17 protein-coding genes are annotated in these 15607 nt (G+C 46.2%); 1 reads left to right on the forward strand and 16 read right to left on the reverse strand.

Annotation, left to right across the window (positions count from 1 at the left end):
- Positions 1-86: 86 nt before the first annotated feature.
- The 9 genes from BMW45_RS01505 to BMW45_RS01545 all read right to left on the reverse strand — a co-directional run bounded on the left by BMW45_RS01505 (position 87) and on the right by BMW45_RS01545 (position 8923).
- Positions 87-1388: a citrate transporter gene (locus BMW45_RS01505; protein WP_092240244.1), complete on the reverse strand. Its 1302-nt coding sequence runs from the start codon at positions 1386-1388 to the stop codon at positions 87-89.
- 352 nt (positions 1389-1740) lie between these two features.
- Entirely contained in the window at positions 1741-2571 is an 831-nt protein-coding gene (locus BMW45_RS01510) for a sugar phosphate isomerase/epimerase family protein (RefSeq protein WP_092240245.1), read from the reverse strand.
- 16 nt (positions 2572-2587) lie between these two features.
- On the reverse strand, positions 2588-3058 hold the full coding sequence (locus tag BMW45_RS01515) for a VOC family protein (RefSeq protein WP_092240246.1): 471 nt from the start codon (positions 3056-3058) through the stop codon (positions 2588-2590).
- A 111-nt stretch (positions 3059-3169) separates the two neighbouring features.
- Positions 3170-4309 carry a Gfo/Idh/MocA family protein gene (locus BMW45_RS01520; RefSeq protein WP_092240247.1) on the reverse strand — a complete coding sequence of 380 codons (1140 nt, stop codon included), beginning with the start codon at positions 4307-4309 and terminating at the stop codon, positions 3170-3172.
- A 33-nt stretch (positions 4310-4342) separates the two neighbouring features.
- Positions 4343-5077, reverse strand: coding sequence for an SDR family NAD(P)-dependent oxidoreductase (locus tag BMW45_RS01525; RefSeq protein ID WP_092240248.1), 735 nt, complete (start codon positions 5075-5077; stop codon positions 4343-4345).
- Between the two features lie 9 nt (positions 5078-5086).
- Positions 5087-5962, reverse strand: a complete 876-nt coding sequence (locus tag BMW45_RS01530; RefSeq protein WP_166433380.1) for a carbohydrate ABC transporter permease — start codon at positions 5960-5962, stop codon at positions 5087-5089.
- A gap of 21 nt (positions 5963-5983) precedes the next feature.
- Positions 5984-6838, reverse strand: a complete 855-nt coding sequence (locus BMW45_RS01535) for a carbohydrate ABC transporter permease (RefSeq protein ID WP_092240250.1) — start codon at positions 6836-6838, stop codon at positions 5984-5986.
- Between the two features lie 125 nt (positions 6839-6963).
- Positions 6964-8421 (reverse strand): extracellular solute-binding protein, encoded by a 1458-nt coding sequence (locus tag BMW45_RS01540; RefSeq protein WP_092240251.1) that lies wholly within the window; start codon positions 8419-8421, stop codon positions 6964-6966.
- Between the two features lie 55 nt (positions 8422-8476).
- A complete protein-coding gene (locus BMW45_RS01545) occupies positions 8477-8923 on the reverse strand; it encodes a VOC family protein (RefSeq protein ID WP_092246074.1) in 447 nt (148 codons plus the stop codon).
- Positions 8924-9196: 273 nt separating this feature from the next.
- Here BMW45_RS01545 and BMW45_RS01550 point away from each other — a divergent pair, with 273 nt between their 5' ends.
- Positions 9197-10060, forward strand: a complete 864-nt coding sequence (locus BMW45_RS01550; protein ID WP_092240252.1) for an AraC family transcriptional regulator — start codon at positions 9197-9199, stop codon at positions 10058-10060.
- Here BMW45_RS01550 and BMW45_RS01555 read toward each other — a convergent pair whose 3' ends face one another.
- The 7 genes from BMW45_RS01555 to ruvX form a co-directional block, all read right to left on the reverse strand.
- Positions 10061-11287, reverse strand: a complete 1227-nt coding sequence (locus BMW45_RS01555) for a peptidase U32 family protein (RefSeq protein ID WP_092240253.1) — start codon at positions 11285-11287, stop codon at positions 10061-10063. It abuts the gene before it with no gap.
- 159 nt (positions 11288-11446) lie between these two features.
- Positions 11447-12088 (reverse strand): O-methyltransferase, encoded by a 642-nt coding sequence (locus BMW45_RS01560; protein WP_092240254.1) that lies wholly within the window; start codon positions 12086-12088, stop codon positions 11447-11449.
- A complete protein-coding gene (locus BMW45_RS01565) occupies positions 12085-12480 on the reverse strand; it encodes an endolytic transglycosylase MltG (protein ID WP_092240255.1) in 396 nt (131 codons plus the stop codon). The genes BMW45_RS01560 and BMW45_RS01565 overlap by 4 nt, the downstream gene beginning before the upstream one ends.
- A gap of 107 nt (positions 12481-12587) precedes the next feature.
- Complete coding sequence (locus tag BMW45_RS01570) at positions 12588-14255, reverse strand: ribonuclease J (protein ID WP_092240256.1); 1668 nt, start codon at positions 14253-14255, stop codon at positions 12588-12590.
- A gap of 15 nt (positions 14256-14270) precedes the next feature.
- Positions 14271-14738 (reverse strand): Fur family transcriptional regulator, encoded by a 468-nt coding sequence (locus BMW45_RS01575; RefSeq protein ID WP_092240257.1) that lies wholly within the window; start codon positions 14736-14738, stop codon positions 14271-14273.
- 52 nt (positions 14739-14790) lie between these two features.
- Positions 14791-15072: a DUF1292 domain-containing protein gene (locus tag BMW45_RS01580; RefSeq protein WP_054790629.1), complete on the reverse strand. Its 282-nt coding sequence runs from the start codon at positions 15070-15072 to the stop codon at positions 14791-14793.
- A complete protein-coding gene (gene ruvX, locus BMW45_RS01585) occupies positions 15062-15502 on the reverse strand; it encodes a Holliday junction resolvase RuvX (RefSeq protein ID WP_092240258.1) in 441 nt (146 codons plus the stop codon). The genes BMW45_RS01580 and ruvX overlap by 11 nt, the downstream gene beginning before the upstream one ends.
- Between the last annotated feature and the right edge of the window lie 105 nt (positions 15503-15607).

A 15607-nucleotide genomic window follows, 5' to 3' on the forward strand; every position in this document is an offset into this window, starting at 1 on the left:
TTGTCCTCCATCTAAAACGGACAAGGGCATACAGACCTTACGTATGCCCTTGTCTGTGAAACTTTTTCATCTACCAAAACAAAGAATTAAACCATTCTTCCTATCGTAAAGTAAATAAGAATTTCAATGGCAATAAGGCTTGCCCAGGCCCACGGCAGGTTGGTCTTTATGTACTGTTTCGGTTCTACCTTTGCATAGCTTAAGCCCCACATGGTCCAGGACTGAGTAGGACACGCACTTGCTACGATAGCAACCGGAGGGATTAAGAAAATAGCATACAGGAAATGGGGATTAAATGCTCCCGTTGCATTTAAAATGGAATACAGGGCAATACCGGAACCCCAGATCATTAACGGTCCGCGGAACAGTGCCAGAGGCGCCAGGATACAGAATGCAGCCAGAACTACAATCTCGGATTTTGGAACAACATCCCCAAGCAAAGTCTGGAGATAAGGAACAACCTTGGTAGCAGCTCCCTGGAAAATATTTACGCTGTAAAGCATACCGATCAGAAGTCCGCTGTCTGCAACGCCATCATATAGCGTCTTCTGGGTCTTATCCACTGCAGTTTTGTAAGTTCTTAAATTCCGTGTAAATAAAAGACCTACAAAGCTTCCTAACAGGAAGGCGGGAACTGGCTGCCATTTAAAAATACCTACCATTGCAATGGGTACAAAGGGTACGATAAAGCAGTACCAGCCAAGAGGTTTTTCCTCGTAGCTATCCTGGACACCGGCCTCCCAGGCCCGTCTTCTTCCCCTTTTACTGCTTTTAAAATGATGGTACACGACAAATGCAATCATAATGACCATGTGAATGGCAGTTGCCATCAGGGCAAAACGAATGTAGTTGTCATTATAGGAAGCCACTTCTTCACCGAATACCTTCTCAAACTGGCTTACATAAGCAATATTTAAGTACATTCCGCCTGCAACAGACAGCATATAGGCGCCTAAAGCCGCTCTTTTTTCCACTCCCATGGAAAACAGAATGGGAAGTACGATCATACCGATAGCCATAACGGAACCTACACCAAAAACGCTGGTAAAAAGCAGATTACAGGTAATGCATAGTAATAATGTAGTTACCAGGGGCCTGTCACCCGCAAATTCTACAGTCTTTTTAATGATATAGCCGGCAATTCCCGTATCGACCAGAATGCGTCCAAACCATGCACCAAAGATAATGATTGCTATGGTCTTTCCATAATCATCTAACGGCTTTTGGAATACATCGCTTACCACCTCATTGATCGGCACACGTCCAATTATACACCACAAAACGGCTGTAGCGATAAATCCGATCAGAAGATTTCCGCCTTTCATGCAGTACACTACCAGCCCCACAAAGACCAGCAGCAGCAATATGCCAGTAATAATGTCAAGCATCGTTTCTCTCTCCTTTTTAATTGTAATTTTTTGCAGCTTCATACCTGTTTCCGGATTTGTTTCTTCGCGTCGCAACTAAAATTTCATCTGATATATCAGTTTCAAGATATAATATATCACATAAAAATTAGAGATACTATATGCATTATTAATAAAAAATTTATATTTTTTTATTAATAATACACATTTAAAGAGCAGTCAGCAAACAAAAAGAAAAGAGCCGGCAGGATAGACAGCACAAAGCCCGATGGAACTTAATCCAATCGGGCCTTGTACGTATTTATGACACTCCTCTGTACTGATACTGGTGGGATATAATCTCGTATGATTTTTGATTTTCCATGCATCTCATCTACTTTTCATCCATATCGGAAAAGCGCTGCTTTACATAGTCAAGGCTTTCCACATAGGCCTTATCCCCTTCCAGGTGTTCGATAATCATGGGCATATCCGGATCAGCCGCCTGCGCAAGGCAAGCGTACTTTTCCAGGTTTAACCCGCCATGTCCGCAGGCTGTTTCACTAAATTGCAGAGTGAATTCCTGTTTCAGAGCCACATCCTTTAAGTGACAGCTTTTAATATAAGGCCCCAGCTTCACAAAGCACTCTTCCATAAAATCCTCATTGTTAAAATACCGTTCCAATGTGGTGATCCAGTTAAATACATCCATATGCACGGCAAAATGCTCCCTGTCCACAACTTTGATCAGGCGGAGGTATTCATCCGGGCCCATCGGAACCATCCAGGGCATAGGCTCAATGGTGTAATAGGTATGCTCCGGCTTCACCTCGTCTATGATTTCCTGAATGCTTTTCACCACAAGGTCCCAGGTTTCTTCCGTCAAATTTTCCTTATAAGGCCCGTCCCAGCGTTCCCCTCTGGAGCCGGATACATTGACGCAGCACCTGGCGCCAATCCGGTCCGCCAGCCTAAGCTGTTCCTTACACCGGATAAGAGCTGCTTCTCTTACATCCTTATCCGGAGAAATGGGATTGCACCAGGCACCCACTTCCGCAATTACGAGGCCGCTCTCTCTTGCAGCTTCCACATATTCTTGTATCAGCGCTTCCCCGCGGCTGTAATCCACCGGAAAGTTTACACAGCCGCAGCCCAGTTCTTTTAGCTTCCGGGCCCATTCCCCAGGGTTTTTATGTTCAAGAGAGCTGGAAAGTCCCAATTTCATATGCGTTTTCCTCCCGTTACTTATCGCTCTCCAAAAGTTCCACAATACATTTTAAATCTTTATAAGCATTCATATAGGTATATCTTCCGCTGGCGTCCCCGTATTCTCCTTTTTGTTCCAAAGTCATGCCAAAATCCTCGCAGCGTTTTACCGCTTCCTGCATTTTCATTCCCTTGATATGAAAGGCTACGTGGTGGATTCCCTCCCCCATTTCATTTAACGCATTTCTCCATGTAGAGGGCGCTTCATTGGGCTGGATCAGTTCAAGCTGCAAGCCTGGACCTACGTCAAAAAATGCTAAGAGACTATTGGCCTCCGGCGCAGGCTGGCCCATAAATTCCGTCTGTGTAATCTCATATTCTCCGCACAGGGTAGCTTCCGGTTCCTCCACTCCTAAAAACTGAGCCCATTTCTTTTTAGCTTCGTTAATGTCCTTTACTATAAAACCTACCTGGCAAACCAGTTCTGTTCCTACAACTCCGTTCATGATTACTTCCTCTTTTCCGCCTATTTTCTATGGGCAAGACTCACTCCGCGTTTACAGGGTGTAAGTGCATGCCCGCATGGCGTACCTTTCTTTTTTCTTTTTTCTTTAATATTAATTTGCCCCCATAGTAAGAGGCAGCGGCCTTTCACAGGACGTTTTCATCTCATAAATCTTCTTCGTTTCCGCCGACTCCATCATCCCCGTAATAGCCTCAACCACATGACAGGCCATTTCTACGTTTCCCCTGGGGCTGCGGCCTTCCACTACCGCACATGCCAAATCAAATACCCCGCTGCCCCTGGAATAATCTCCGATATGGGGATACAGCTCCGGAACCTCCACGCTGACTCCCTTCTTTTCCCTGGTATGAATGCTGTCGTCGTACAGCGGGTCAAGGGTTCGCTCCTTCCGGTATATCCTGGGTTTCCCTCCGGACATATTAGGGTCCGGAACCTCTAAGGTACCTTCCGTCCCGTAAATCTCCATGTTAGGAAGGTTGGAATGCCAGATGTCAAAGCTTAAGTTCAGGCTTACAATCACCCCTGACGAAAGTCTCGCAATTCCCGAATAGTGAGTAGGCGTTTCTACGGAAAGCTGCCCCCCTGCATGTGAGCCTGCGTAAATAGTTCTTTCTGAAAAGCCTGTGGCACCAAAGGCGCTGATAGATTCTATGGGTCCCAAAAGGGCGGCAAGAGCGGTAAAGTAATAGGGCCCCATATCATAGAGAGGTCCTGCTCCCTTTCTGTAAAAATTCTCCGGCGCAGGGTGCCAGGTTTCCACCCCTATGGAAGTCATGTTAGCAGTTGCATAAAGCGGTGTTCCAATCCACCCGTCGTCCAAAAGCTTTCTGCAGGTCTGTAAGGAAGAACCTAAAAAAGTATCGGGTGCACTGCCGATTAAGAGGTTTTTCTCTTTGGCAAGGGCCATGACCTCTTTTGCTTCTTCCACCGTAAGGGCAAAGGGTTTTTCGCAATATACGTGCTTGCCCGCCTCCAGGATCTTCCTGTTTAACTCACCATGTAATCCGGGCGGCGTCAGATTGACGATTAACTCCACTTCTTCCATAGCCAGCAATTCTTCCGGTGAACAGCCTGAATCTATCCCATATTTTTCTGCGTGAGCCTTTGCAAGTCCGACGTTTACGTCTGCACAGGCCGCCAGGTGAAGGCTTGTATAAAACCGTTTCATATCCCGGATGTAGGTGTTGCTGATCACACCGCAGCCCAGGATCCCCACATTTACATTTCTCATATAGCTTAGGCTATCCTCCTTTTCCTATGGAGCCTAATAAGGCATCGGCTCCCCTTTGTAATTGATAAACGGAACATCCATATCCGGAACCATCGTTTTCTTTTCCAAAATGTCTAAAATGCTTACCGCTGGCAGAGAGGGCGGGATCTGGGCATTTTCCTTTCCCATCACCGTATTCATACGGCCTGGATGAACCATATATATCCGTATGTGCTTGTCTGCCTTTTCCTCTGCTAAGTAATTACGGATTTTCTGGGTATACATGTTTAACGCGTGCTTGGAAACGGAATAGGCCAGATAGTTGTAGCCATGGGGGCTTAAATGCCCTGCTTCCGAGCTGATGTTCATAATACAGGCATCCCCGGAAGCGTAAATCAGGCCGATCAAGTATTTGAGCACAAGGGCCTGGCCTGTTACGTTCACCTCCAGGGTTTCCCGAAACCTTCCTATGTCCAAATCCTCTATGGCGTCCCCCGGCATCTTCATTTTCTCAAACAGCACTCCGGCATTGTTTACCAGAAAATCAATGTATCCGTATTGTAGCCTGACCGCCTGTGCCGCCCTTTTGATCTCCTCCTCGTCCGTAACATCCATGGAAAGGACGAAAAGCCTGTCTCCGTACTGCTCTTTTAAGCGGAGCAAATTCCCGCTGCCGTCTCCCTTAAGGCCCTTGCGGCAGGCGGCAATCATGGTATGCCCACGTAAAAGTCCTTCCTTCACCAGCTCATAGCCAAGTCCCCGGCTGGCCCCTGTGATAAATCCAATCATAGCAACCTCCTAATAGTCAGATTCTCCGAAGCGGAACACCTTAAAAAGCACCAGAATAATCCCAAGGGCGATCAGCAGCAGAATCCAGGCCATGGCCGAGGCGTAGCCCATCTTAAAATAGGAAAATGCATTCTGATATAAGTACAGGGAGTAAAACATCGTCGAGTTGTCCGGCCCTCCATTGGTCATGATGTAAGGTTCCGCAAACCACTGGAATACGTTAATTATCAGCGTCACCACATTATAAAGGATGGTGGAGCGCAAAAGCGGTATGGTGACAAATAATGTCTGGCTGAAAAATCCGGCACCGTCTAAGGAGGCTGATTCATAAAGGCTTACAGGAATGTCCTGAAGACCGGCTAAGTAAATGATAATTGCATTTCCGCAGGTCCATATCATCATGATAATCAGTGCAGGCTTGGACCAGAAAATACTGGAGAGCCAGCCCGGCCCACGGATTCCGATATAGCCTAAGAGCCGGTTGATAATTCCCGTTTCCGGCTGCATAACCCAGATCCACAGCAGGGAAGCTACAACGGTCGGTACCAGGGTAGGAATAAAAAACACCACCCGGAAGGGGCCCGTAACTTTTAATTCTTTATGATTCATTATTATGGAAATTCCTACCGCAGTAATGGTGGTAATGGGAACTCCAAACAGCACCATATAAAAAGTATTGCTTAAGGCCTTTAAAAATGTATTGTCCTGAAACATGGTCTTGTAGTTGTTAAGCCCGATAAAAACCGGAGCTTTTATTACCTGGTACTCACACAGGGAATAATATAAGGAGGAACAAATGGGAAATAAGGTAAAAGCCAAAAATCCCACCAGCCACGGAGAAATAAACAGCAGTCCGTAAATCAGTTCTCTTTTTCTAATTGTCATCTTTTTCACATTCACCCCTCCTTACCCTTTGATTCCGGACATTGCGATGCCCTGGATAAAGTACTTCTGCATGACGAAAAACAAAATAAGCACAGGCAGAACCATAACGGTACCCAAAGCTAACAGCACACTCCAGTTGGGGTCTAAATTAGACTTCAACATGGACGCAGCTAAGGACAGTGTATAGAGCTGGTCCCTTCCCAAGAATACCAGCGGACCTAAAAAATCATTCCAGGACCGGATAAACGCAAAAATCGCAACAGTCGTCAGAACCGGCTTTGCAACCGGAATTACCAGCCTCCAGAAAATTGTAAGCTCTCCTGCTCCGTCAATGCGGGCAGCTTCGGAAATATCCTGGGGAATTCCGGTAAAAAACTGGCGCAGCAGGAAGATGAAAAAAGGATTTCCGAAAAAGCAGGTGACGGTTAGAGGCAGAAAGGTTCCAACCCACCTCATTTTGGTAAACATGAGAAACAAGGGAACCAGCGTAACCTGTGAAGGCAGGATCATCGTTACCAGCACCAGGATAAACACCTTGTCCCTGCCGGGCCAGCGCAGCCTGGAAAAGCCGTAGGCTGTTAAAGAGCAGGAAATCAGTGACCCGACAATATTAAAGAACACGATAACCATTGTATTTTTGAAATACAAAAGAAATGGAATGGATCGGAACATGTTTATAAAGTTGTCCGGTGTGAAACGGTCCGGCAGCCACTTAAAAGGCACCCGGAATAATTCGCTCTGGGCTTTAAAAGCGCCCATGAATAAATAAAAAACAGGCAGGACAAACAACACACCTAAAACAATCAGGAATGCATATAGAAAAACCACTTCCAGACTGGGCAGGGCCTGCTTTGTCTTTCCTTTCGCTCTTGCCATATTACTTCTCCTTTCCTTATTCCTGCCCATGTACTTTGGGCAGAAAGGAATACCAGCATTTGGGGCAGAGTGGCGGCAGGCTTTAAGCGCTGCGGCCGCCAATGCCTGCTAAAGCCACCGATCCCTTACTGGCTGTTGTCAAGCTGCGCCTGGTATTTCTCCTGCAGCTTTCCTAATTCTCCTTCAATGTCCTGGATATTTCCGTAAATAACTCCTTCCCGGAAGGTAATAAGCACCTGGGAGAGCTCTGCGGAAACGGCGCACATGGCAGGAATTCCGTTTTTCGGCGAATTGGCTATTTTTCTTTCCAGAGCGTACATTTCATCCCCGTTTTTCGTTAAGCTAATGTTGTCAAATTCCTTGTCGCTGGTTGGAATGCTTCTCCACTGTGCAAAGTTATCTTCGTTTACGGCTCCTGACATGCAGAATTTAATAAATAAGGTGGCAAGCTCCGGATTCTTAGAGCCTTTGGGAATTGCAAATACATTGGTTCCGAATGGGGTGCTGTCCGCCCGTCCGCCTTCCGGCACCGGCACGCTGCAGACACGGAATTTAATATCAGGTGCATAAACCCGAAGGGCGTTGGAGAACCAGTTTCCGGTAATGGTCATGGCAACCTTTCCCGTCATAAAGGCGTGGTCAGGGGAGAACATTCCTCCAAGGCCGGAGGTAAAGGACGAGATCCGCTCCGGGTCGTATTTTTCCCCATAAGCCTGAAGCCATTCCATGCTGGCAACCATCTCCGGAGAGGTTAAGTTTAGACGGTTGGTTTCCGCATCATATACATTGGCCCCAAAGAAGAAAGGCAGAGTGAATGCGTCGCTCTTTAAATCCAGCCACGGGATTAAGCCAAACCTCTGATAGCTCCCATCCTCATTCTGTATGGTCATAGCCTCCGCCCAGGCATCTAACTCATCTAAAGTCCTGGGAGGATTATCCACATCAAGCCCTGCTTCCGCAGCAATATCCGGATTGTAATAAAGCAATATGACATTGGTATCCTGAGGAATTAAGTAAGGTTCATTTTTATAATAAATAATATCCTTACAGCCCTCAAAAAAGCTGTCTACGTCCAGGCCAACCTGGTTTAAATAAGTTTCCAGCATCTCAAAGCTTCCATTGGCCGCATAGGAATAAGCGGATACCGCCCTGTCACAGACAATCAGATCAGGAGCCTGGCCTCCGGCAATGGCGGATAACAGCTTTCCATTATCAATTCCCGCCCCTTCCGGCACAAACTGCACATTGCATTTGATTCCCTTGTCAGCATAAAGCTCGTTAAATGCATCTACCCGGCTCTGGTCCCAGACCTTAGAATCTCCGGTAAACCCGGACCAGTATTGAAACTCTCCGGTCAAATCCGTATCCTCTACTTCAATCCCCAACTCCTTCAGCCTGTCCGCAGAGGTTTTAACGGACTCCTGAGCTTTCTTTACATCTTCGCTTAAGTTTTGGCTTTCCTGGGCCTGGGCCGTCTGGGCCCCTCCTGCCTGTGTGCCTCCGGTCGATGAGCTGCCGCACCCTGCGAGTGCTCCTGCTGCCGTTACAAAGGCCAGCAAGCCTGCTGTTAATCTTCTTCTCATACCTTTCTCCTTTCCATCATTAATAAACTTAAATCAATGCTTTACCCCATACTTTTTACGGCTCGTATTTTACCTGTACAAAGGTTCCTAATTTCTCCCTGCTGTCAAATACCGTATAATTGCCTCCCTCGTATTCCCCGTAGTGGCGGACCGGCATACCGTTTTCTTCAAAATAATTTACCGCAGCCCCCCGGTCTTCCGTCATAAAAGCAATGTGATGAACACCGTCCCCGTTCTTTTCCAGAAAATCCTTCCACGAACTGGGTTCCTCGTCCGGCTCTGTGATTTCAAGCACTATCTGCCCCAGATCAAACACCGCAAGCCTAGCCCTGGTTTTGGTCGGCTTTCCCTGAAACTTCGTATGTGCCTCCGATTCCTCCGGCACACAAAATGGCGTCGGTTTTAGAACTCCAAACAGCTTTGCATACTCTTCCACTGTCTTGTCCAAATCCTTTACCACAAGCGCTACCTGGCATATGGTCTTCCCATCGATCACTCCCATTTTAACTCCTTTCTGCAGTTGGTCTTTTTCCTTTTTGGTATATTCAATATAACATTCTGGCTCCTGCATTTCTAACTATATATTGCTACTCATATATTAGTTATTGCTCACTTTTATGGGGAATTGCATTTTACAAATATATATATAGTATATTTTATTATATAAATCGCTATACTTTTATGCAATTTTCCTATATTTTAAAAGCAATTTTTGAACTATAATTAAAAAATATAGTAAGTATTATACAAACCCTGACAGAAGGAGCAGCCCTTTATGATTAAACCGGATTTATCAGAGCCTATGCAATTTATGCACGACATGTCCATCAATGTGTCTTACGGACATTTTTACTCCGTTTTCCCCACTCACTGGCACAACTTTATGGAGATTTTAGCACCTTTATCCGATGACATGTCCATTACCCTGGACAATGAAGTCTTTATGTTAAAAGCGAACCAGTTTGTCCTAATCCCTCCCCGCAACCTTCATTCTCTGACCAAAAACAGTCTAAGCCCCTGCCTGGTCGTCCAGTTTTCCGACTTGTTTTTACCTCAACTGCAGGATTTCATCCACCATAAGCAGCTTTTGTTCTGTCAGCCCATTCTGGAGGTAAGCGGCAGCGCTTCTTTTACGGAAAACCCTATAGATATTTTGTTAAAAATAAAAAAGCTCTACTACAGCAGCATTTCCTTTAAAGAAATGCGCATGTATGAAGAGCTTCTACATTTTTTTATTGTTATTGGAGAACACAACTGTCAGATCGAACACAAGCTTTCCGCCCAGAAAACACCGCAGCAAAAGGCTTATGATAAAAAGTTCGATCTGGTGACGGAATATATCGGGCAGCACTATATGGAGCCAGTCAGCTTAGAGGACTTAGCTGCCTTTGCAGGCTTCAGCAAATACCATTTTTCCAGAATCTTTAAGGCCCACTACCAGACCTCCCTGCCGGAGTATATCACTTCCGTCCGTATTTCCAAGGCCAAAGAGCTGTTGGAAAATCCGGACTTATCCATTATGGACGTTGCCCTCCAGTCTGGATTTTTAAGCTTATCATCCTTTAACCGGACCTTTAAGCAGAGAAACAACTGCACTCCTTCCGAGTTTCGGAAAATGTTCGACTATTTTCCGGCCTGATCAGGCCTTGCAGCGCAAAATATCGTATTCCTGCGGTACGTCCCCTTCAAACTCTAAGTACAGCACCTGCTTGGAATGAGGGGCGCTTTCCTGGGAATTTCCTTCTTCATCATAAATGGCTTTTACAAGGACTTCCAAGTTCCTGCCATCGGGCTTCATCACCTCAATGGTGTCTCCTACGGAAAACTTGTTCTTCTGCGTGGTACGGGCAAATCCTCTCTCATCCACTGCCTCAATGGTTCCCAGATACGTATAGTTTTTTACATAAGTATTGTTGTCATAGATCTGGGTGGTGGAATCAGGTTTGCTAAAATAAAAGCCGGTGGTAAATTCCCGGTAGGTGCATTTGCCGATTTCGGAGCGGTACCACTCCATATTGGTCCGGTAGATTTCAGGGTCCTTGTTATAATCATCAATGGCCTTTCGGTAGGTTCTGGCCACAGTGGCTACATAAAGGGCGGTTTTCATGCGGCCCTCGATCTTAAAGCTGTCAATCCCCGCATCCATCATCTCCGGAATATGTTCGATCATGCATAAATCTTTGGAATTGAAGAAATAGGTTCCCCGCTCATTTTCATAGACTGGCATGTATTCCCCGGGCCGTTGTTCCTCAACAATGGAATACTTCCAGCGGCATGGATGGGTACAGGCTCCCTGATTGGCATCTCTTCCTGTCATAAAATTGCTTAAAAGACAGCGCCCGGAATAGGAAATGCACATCGCCCCATGAATGAAGCTTTCAATCTCCATGTCTTCCGGAATCTGGCTGCGTATTTCTTTAATCTCTGCCAAAGAAAGCTCCCTGGCGGAAACGACCCGTTTGGCTCCAAGCTGGTGCCAGAACAGATAGGTCCCGTAATTGGTATTGTTTGCCTGAGTGCTGATATGAATTTCCAGATCCGGCATGATACGCTTTGCAATAGCAAATACTCCCGGATCGGAGATAATCAAGGCATCAAGGCCTGTTTCCTTTAATTCTTTAAAATATTCCTCAACTCCGGTCAGGTCATCATTATGGGCCAGAATGTTGGCCGTGACATAGACCTTTACCCCTCTTTCGTGGGCAAAGACAATTCCTTCCCGGATCTCTTCCATTGTAAAATTCTTTGCCTTGGCGCGGAGGCCAAAGGCTTCTCCCCCGATGTAGACGGCGTCTGCGCCGTAAACTACCGCAGTTTTAAGTACTTCCAGGCTGCCTGCCGGAATCAAAAGTTCGGTCTTTCTCATGAAAATCCTTTCTTATGTCCATATTTAAAGAAGTCCGACTCGCCTTACGGCTCATCGAACGTCTAATTTGCTAAGTGTCTTATAGGGTCAAGCGGATATTCGCAATTCGGTTAAATTCAGGCCGCCATTTGCCGCCATTTGCTTCCTTCATTAAGTAAATCAGATCAGTATGCTGACGGTAATCCCGTCCCCGATTGGTACAATGGTCGTTGTAAGCCGCTCAGAATGCTTAAGCTCATATAAGTATTCCCGCATCCGCCCGTGAATGGTCCGGTTCCGGCGCTCCACCGCATAGCGGGATTCTATGATATCCCCATCCTGAAGGACATTATCGGAAATCAGCATCCCTCCTGGGGCCATAAGCTCTAAAATCCTTGGCAGCCACAAAAGATACTGCCCCTTGGCCGCATCCATGAAAACAAGGTCAAAGGGGCGGTCAAGCCCCTTTAATATCTCCTGCGCATCTCCCTCTAGCAAGGTGATCCGCTCTGTTTCTCCGGCCTCTATAAAATTTTCTTTGGCCTCTGGAATCCTTTTTTCATATTTTTCTATGGTGGTGATATGGCAGTCAGGCGGCATAGCCTCGGCCATTAAAAGAGTAGAGTATCCCACCGCCGTCCCAACCTCCAGTATGGCCTTTGGCCTCATGGCGGCAGTCATTGTCTGTAGAAAAGCGGCAGTTTCTTCCCTGATGATCGGAACACCTTCCTGCCTCGCCTTTTTCCCTATCTTTGTAAGGAGCGGGCTTCTATCTTTTTCCAGAGACTTTATATAATCCGTTATCCTGTCGTTTACAATCATTTTTTTACTTCCTTTTCCTCTGTATTCTCATTCATTATCTGAAGGATTTCCTTTGAGGTCATGGAAGTGTTAAAGGTATAGTCTCCCGGTTTTACCTTATAATCAAAAAACTCCGCCTGTATGATAAAGGAATATTCATTGGATATCAAACCACTGTCCTTTAAAATCTTTGCCGCCTGGGATACGGAAGTTCCTTTGTTAATGGTTATCTCCTTGTCACGTCCCGGCTCTGCTTCCATTGCAGAGGCATAGAATATCTCATGGCCGAACTCGTATCCTCTTGTAACTCCCTCATAAAGGAGAAGGATCACCAGGGCAAGGATAATAAGCCTGCTTGAAATCGCAATGACTGCTCCAGTTATTTTATTAATCTCTTTCGTCGCACGGCTCATATCCTGCTTCCTTTCATTGATTTCGCCCGCATTGCAGGGCATAAAGGGATACCCGCAGGGTGTTCATCTTATTGCACGCTTTACAGGGCATAAAGGGATACCCTGTTCTATACTTCCATAATGATTGGCAGAATCATAGGATTCCGTTTCATCCGCTTCCATAAAAAGTCGCTTAAGCTATCCCGTATCACATTCTTAATCTTACCCCAGTCATTGACATGGCGGTCCAGGCAGTCAGCAACAGCGTCATTGACAATGTTCCTTGCCTCCTCCATTAAATCCTCAGACTCACGTACATAAACAAATCCTCTGGATACAATATCCGGACCTGCCAAAAGTTGATTGGAATATTTCTCCAGGGTCAGAACCACCACGATAATTCCGTTCTGTGCAAGGTTCTGCCTGTCTCTTAAAACGATATTCCCTACATCTCCGACGCCAAGACCATCTACCAGGATTCCTCCTGCCTGCACATGGTCCACGATCTTCCAGGATTCCTGTCCCAGCTCCACCACATCGCCGGAAGACATGATAATCACATTCTCCTTAGGGGTTCCCATCGCCTGAACCAGATTCTTCTGGGCCATGATATGACGGTATTCACCGTGAACCGGGATGGCGTATTTGGGACGGACCAGGGCATACATCAACTTGATTTCCTCCTGGCATGCATGTCCAGATACATGAGTGTCATCGCTGATAACCTCTGCTCCCTTCATGGAAAGCTCGTTAACGACCTTGGAAACAGCCTTTTCATTGCCAGGAATCGGATGAGAGCTTAAAATTATCACATCGGTTGGCTTAATGGAAATCTTTTTATGGGTGCTGCTTGCCATACGGGAAAGTGCTGCCATGGATTCTCCCTGGCTTCCGGTGGTGATGAGCACAGTTTGCTCATCGGGATAATTTTTTAACTGGTCAATTTCAATGAGGGTTCCATCCGGAATATTGATATAGCCAAGCTCACTGGCTGTGCCGATCACATTGACCATGCTGCGGCCCTCTACCACTACCTTGCGGCCATACTTGGCTGCGGAATTGATGACCTGCTGTACCCGGTCAACGTTTGAAGCAAAGGTGGCTACAAGGATTCGGTTATTCTTATGGTCTGCAAAAATGTTGTCAAAGGTCTTTCCCACGGTCTTTTCCGAAGGAGTGAATCCCGGCCTGATGGCATTGGTACTGTCACACATCAGGGCAAGTACGCCCTTTTTTCCCAGCTCGGCAAAACGCTCTAAATCAGCCGGTTCCCCGAATACGGGAGTGTAGTCAATCTTAAAATCGCCTGTATGCAGAATCACGCCGGCCGGAGAAAAAATGGCAAGGGCGGAGGCATCGGCGATGCTGTGGTTGGTCTTGATAAATTCGATACGGAAACAGCCTAAATTAACGGACTGCCCGTGCTTGATCACCTTTCTCTTGGTGTTTTTTAATAAATTATGTTCTTTCAGCTTGTTCTCGATCAGGGCAATGGTAAGCTTTGTTCCGTATACCGGCACATTGATATCCCTTAAAATGTAGGGAAGAGCGCCGATATGGTCCTCGTGGCCATGGGTGATAACAAATCCCTTTACTTTATCAATGTTCTGTTTTAAGTAAGAGACATCCGGTATCACCAGATCGATTCCTAACATATCATCGGTTGGGAATGCAAGTCCGCAGTCCACAATGATGATGCTGTCTTCACATTCAAAAGCAGTGATATTCATACCGATCTGCTCCATTCCGCCTAAAGGAATGATTTTAACTTTCGCGTTACTGTCTTGTTTTTTCAATATTTTACCTCCATCTTATGATTTTCCGTCCTGTTCTTCTTCCATTGCTTCCCGGCATTTCCTGCAATACCCGTGCAGCTTCACTTCATGATCGGTCACAAGAAAACCTGTCCTGTCAAGAAGGGCCTGCTCCAGCGTATCCAGTAAATCGCCTTGGAAGGAAAATACGTTTCCGCATCGGTTGCAAATCGCGTGGTGGTGGTGATGTCTGGACTCACGATCCAAGCCCCCCAATTCATAGCGGGCGAATCCATCGTCAAAACTGACCTTGTCAATCACAGATAGATCCACAAGTACCTGCACGGTCCTGTAAATCGTGGCAAGCCCAATCTCCGGGCACTCCTGCCTGGCCAGATCATAGATCTCTTCCGCAGTCAGATGCTGCCCGGGGCGCTCTGCCATGAGTTCCAGTACCAGCATGCGCTGGTTGGTCACCTTGAGTCCTTTCTCTCGAAGCATATTTTTAAATATTTCCTGTTTCATTAACAGTCCCTCAATTACTCACCATCATTTTTGTGTGAAAGATGCTTTTCTTTCAAATTTGGATATCCACATCTGCTCCGTCAAGCAGTTCGGAAAATATCTTAAATAAATAATCTATTTCGTTATCATCCTCTACAAACTCATACAAAGCCTGGCTGTCTTCCTGCTTTGACAAATCCTTTAAGATGTAACATTCCCCTTCGTCATCGTCATCTGCCGCATCAGTTACCAGCAGATAATTCATCCCATTAATTCTGGTTTCCTCCAGAACGTAAAACTCTACGTGTTCCCCTGAATCCGTTGTCAGGGTAATCTTCTTCTCATCACTGTTCATTTCCTGTCTCCTGCTTTAAGCTGTCCAGATAGCCCTGCAGGATCAGCCCTGCCGCCACCTTATCAATGACTGCCTTGCGGTGTTCTCGTCTTACACCGCTTTCCTGTAATATTCTCTCCGATGCAACGGTCGTAAGCCGTTCATCCCATAGAATGACGGTAAGTCCAGTCCGCCTCTCCAGCATCTCTTTAAACTGTTCCGTTTTCTCGGCCCGTTCACCGGCCGTATTATTCATATTTTTCGGATAGCCAAGGACTATGGCTTCAATCTCATATTCCCGAATCAGTTCCTCAATCCGGGCACAGGTCTTTCTCAGTTTATTCTCGTCTTCTCTCGTAATTGTCTCCACTCCCTGGGCGGTTATACCAAGTAAGTCAGAAACTGCAACTCCTACAGTCTTAGAACCGTAATCAAGCCCCATAATCCTCATATTTTCCTCCAAGGTTGCTCTTTTTCCAATCTTTATGCAGCAAAAGAAAGCTGGTCCAAAGCCAACCGTATAAAAACAAACTGTCAGACTCCGCCTACTTCCACT

This window comes from Lacrimispora sphenoides (genome assembly GCF_900105215.1).
GTDB lineage: Bacteria > Bacillota > Clostridia > Lachnospirales > Lachnospiraceae > Lacrimispora > Lacrimispora sphenoides_A.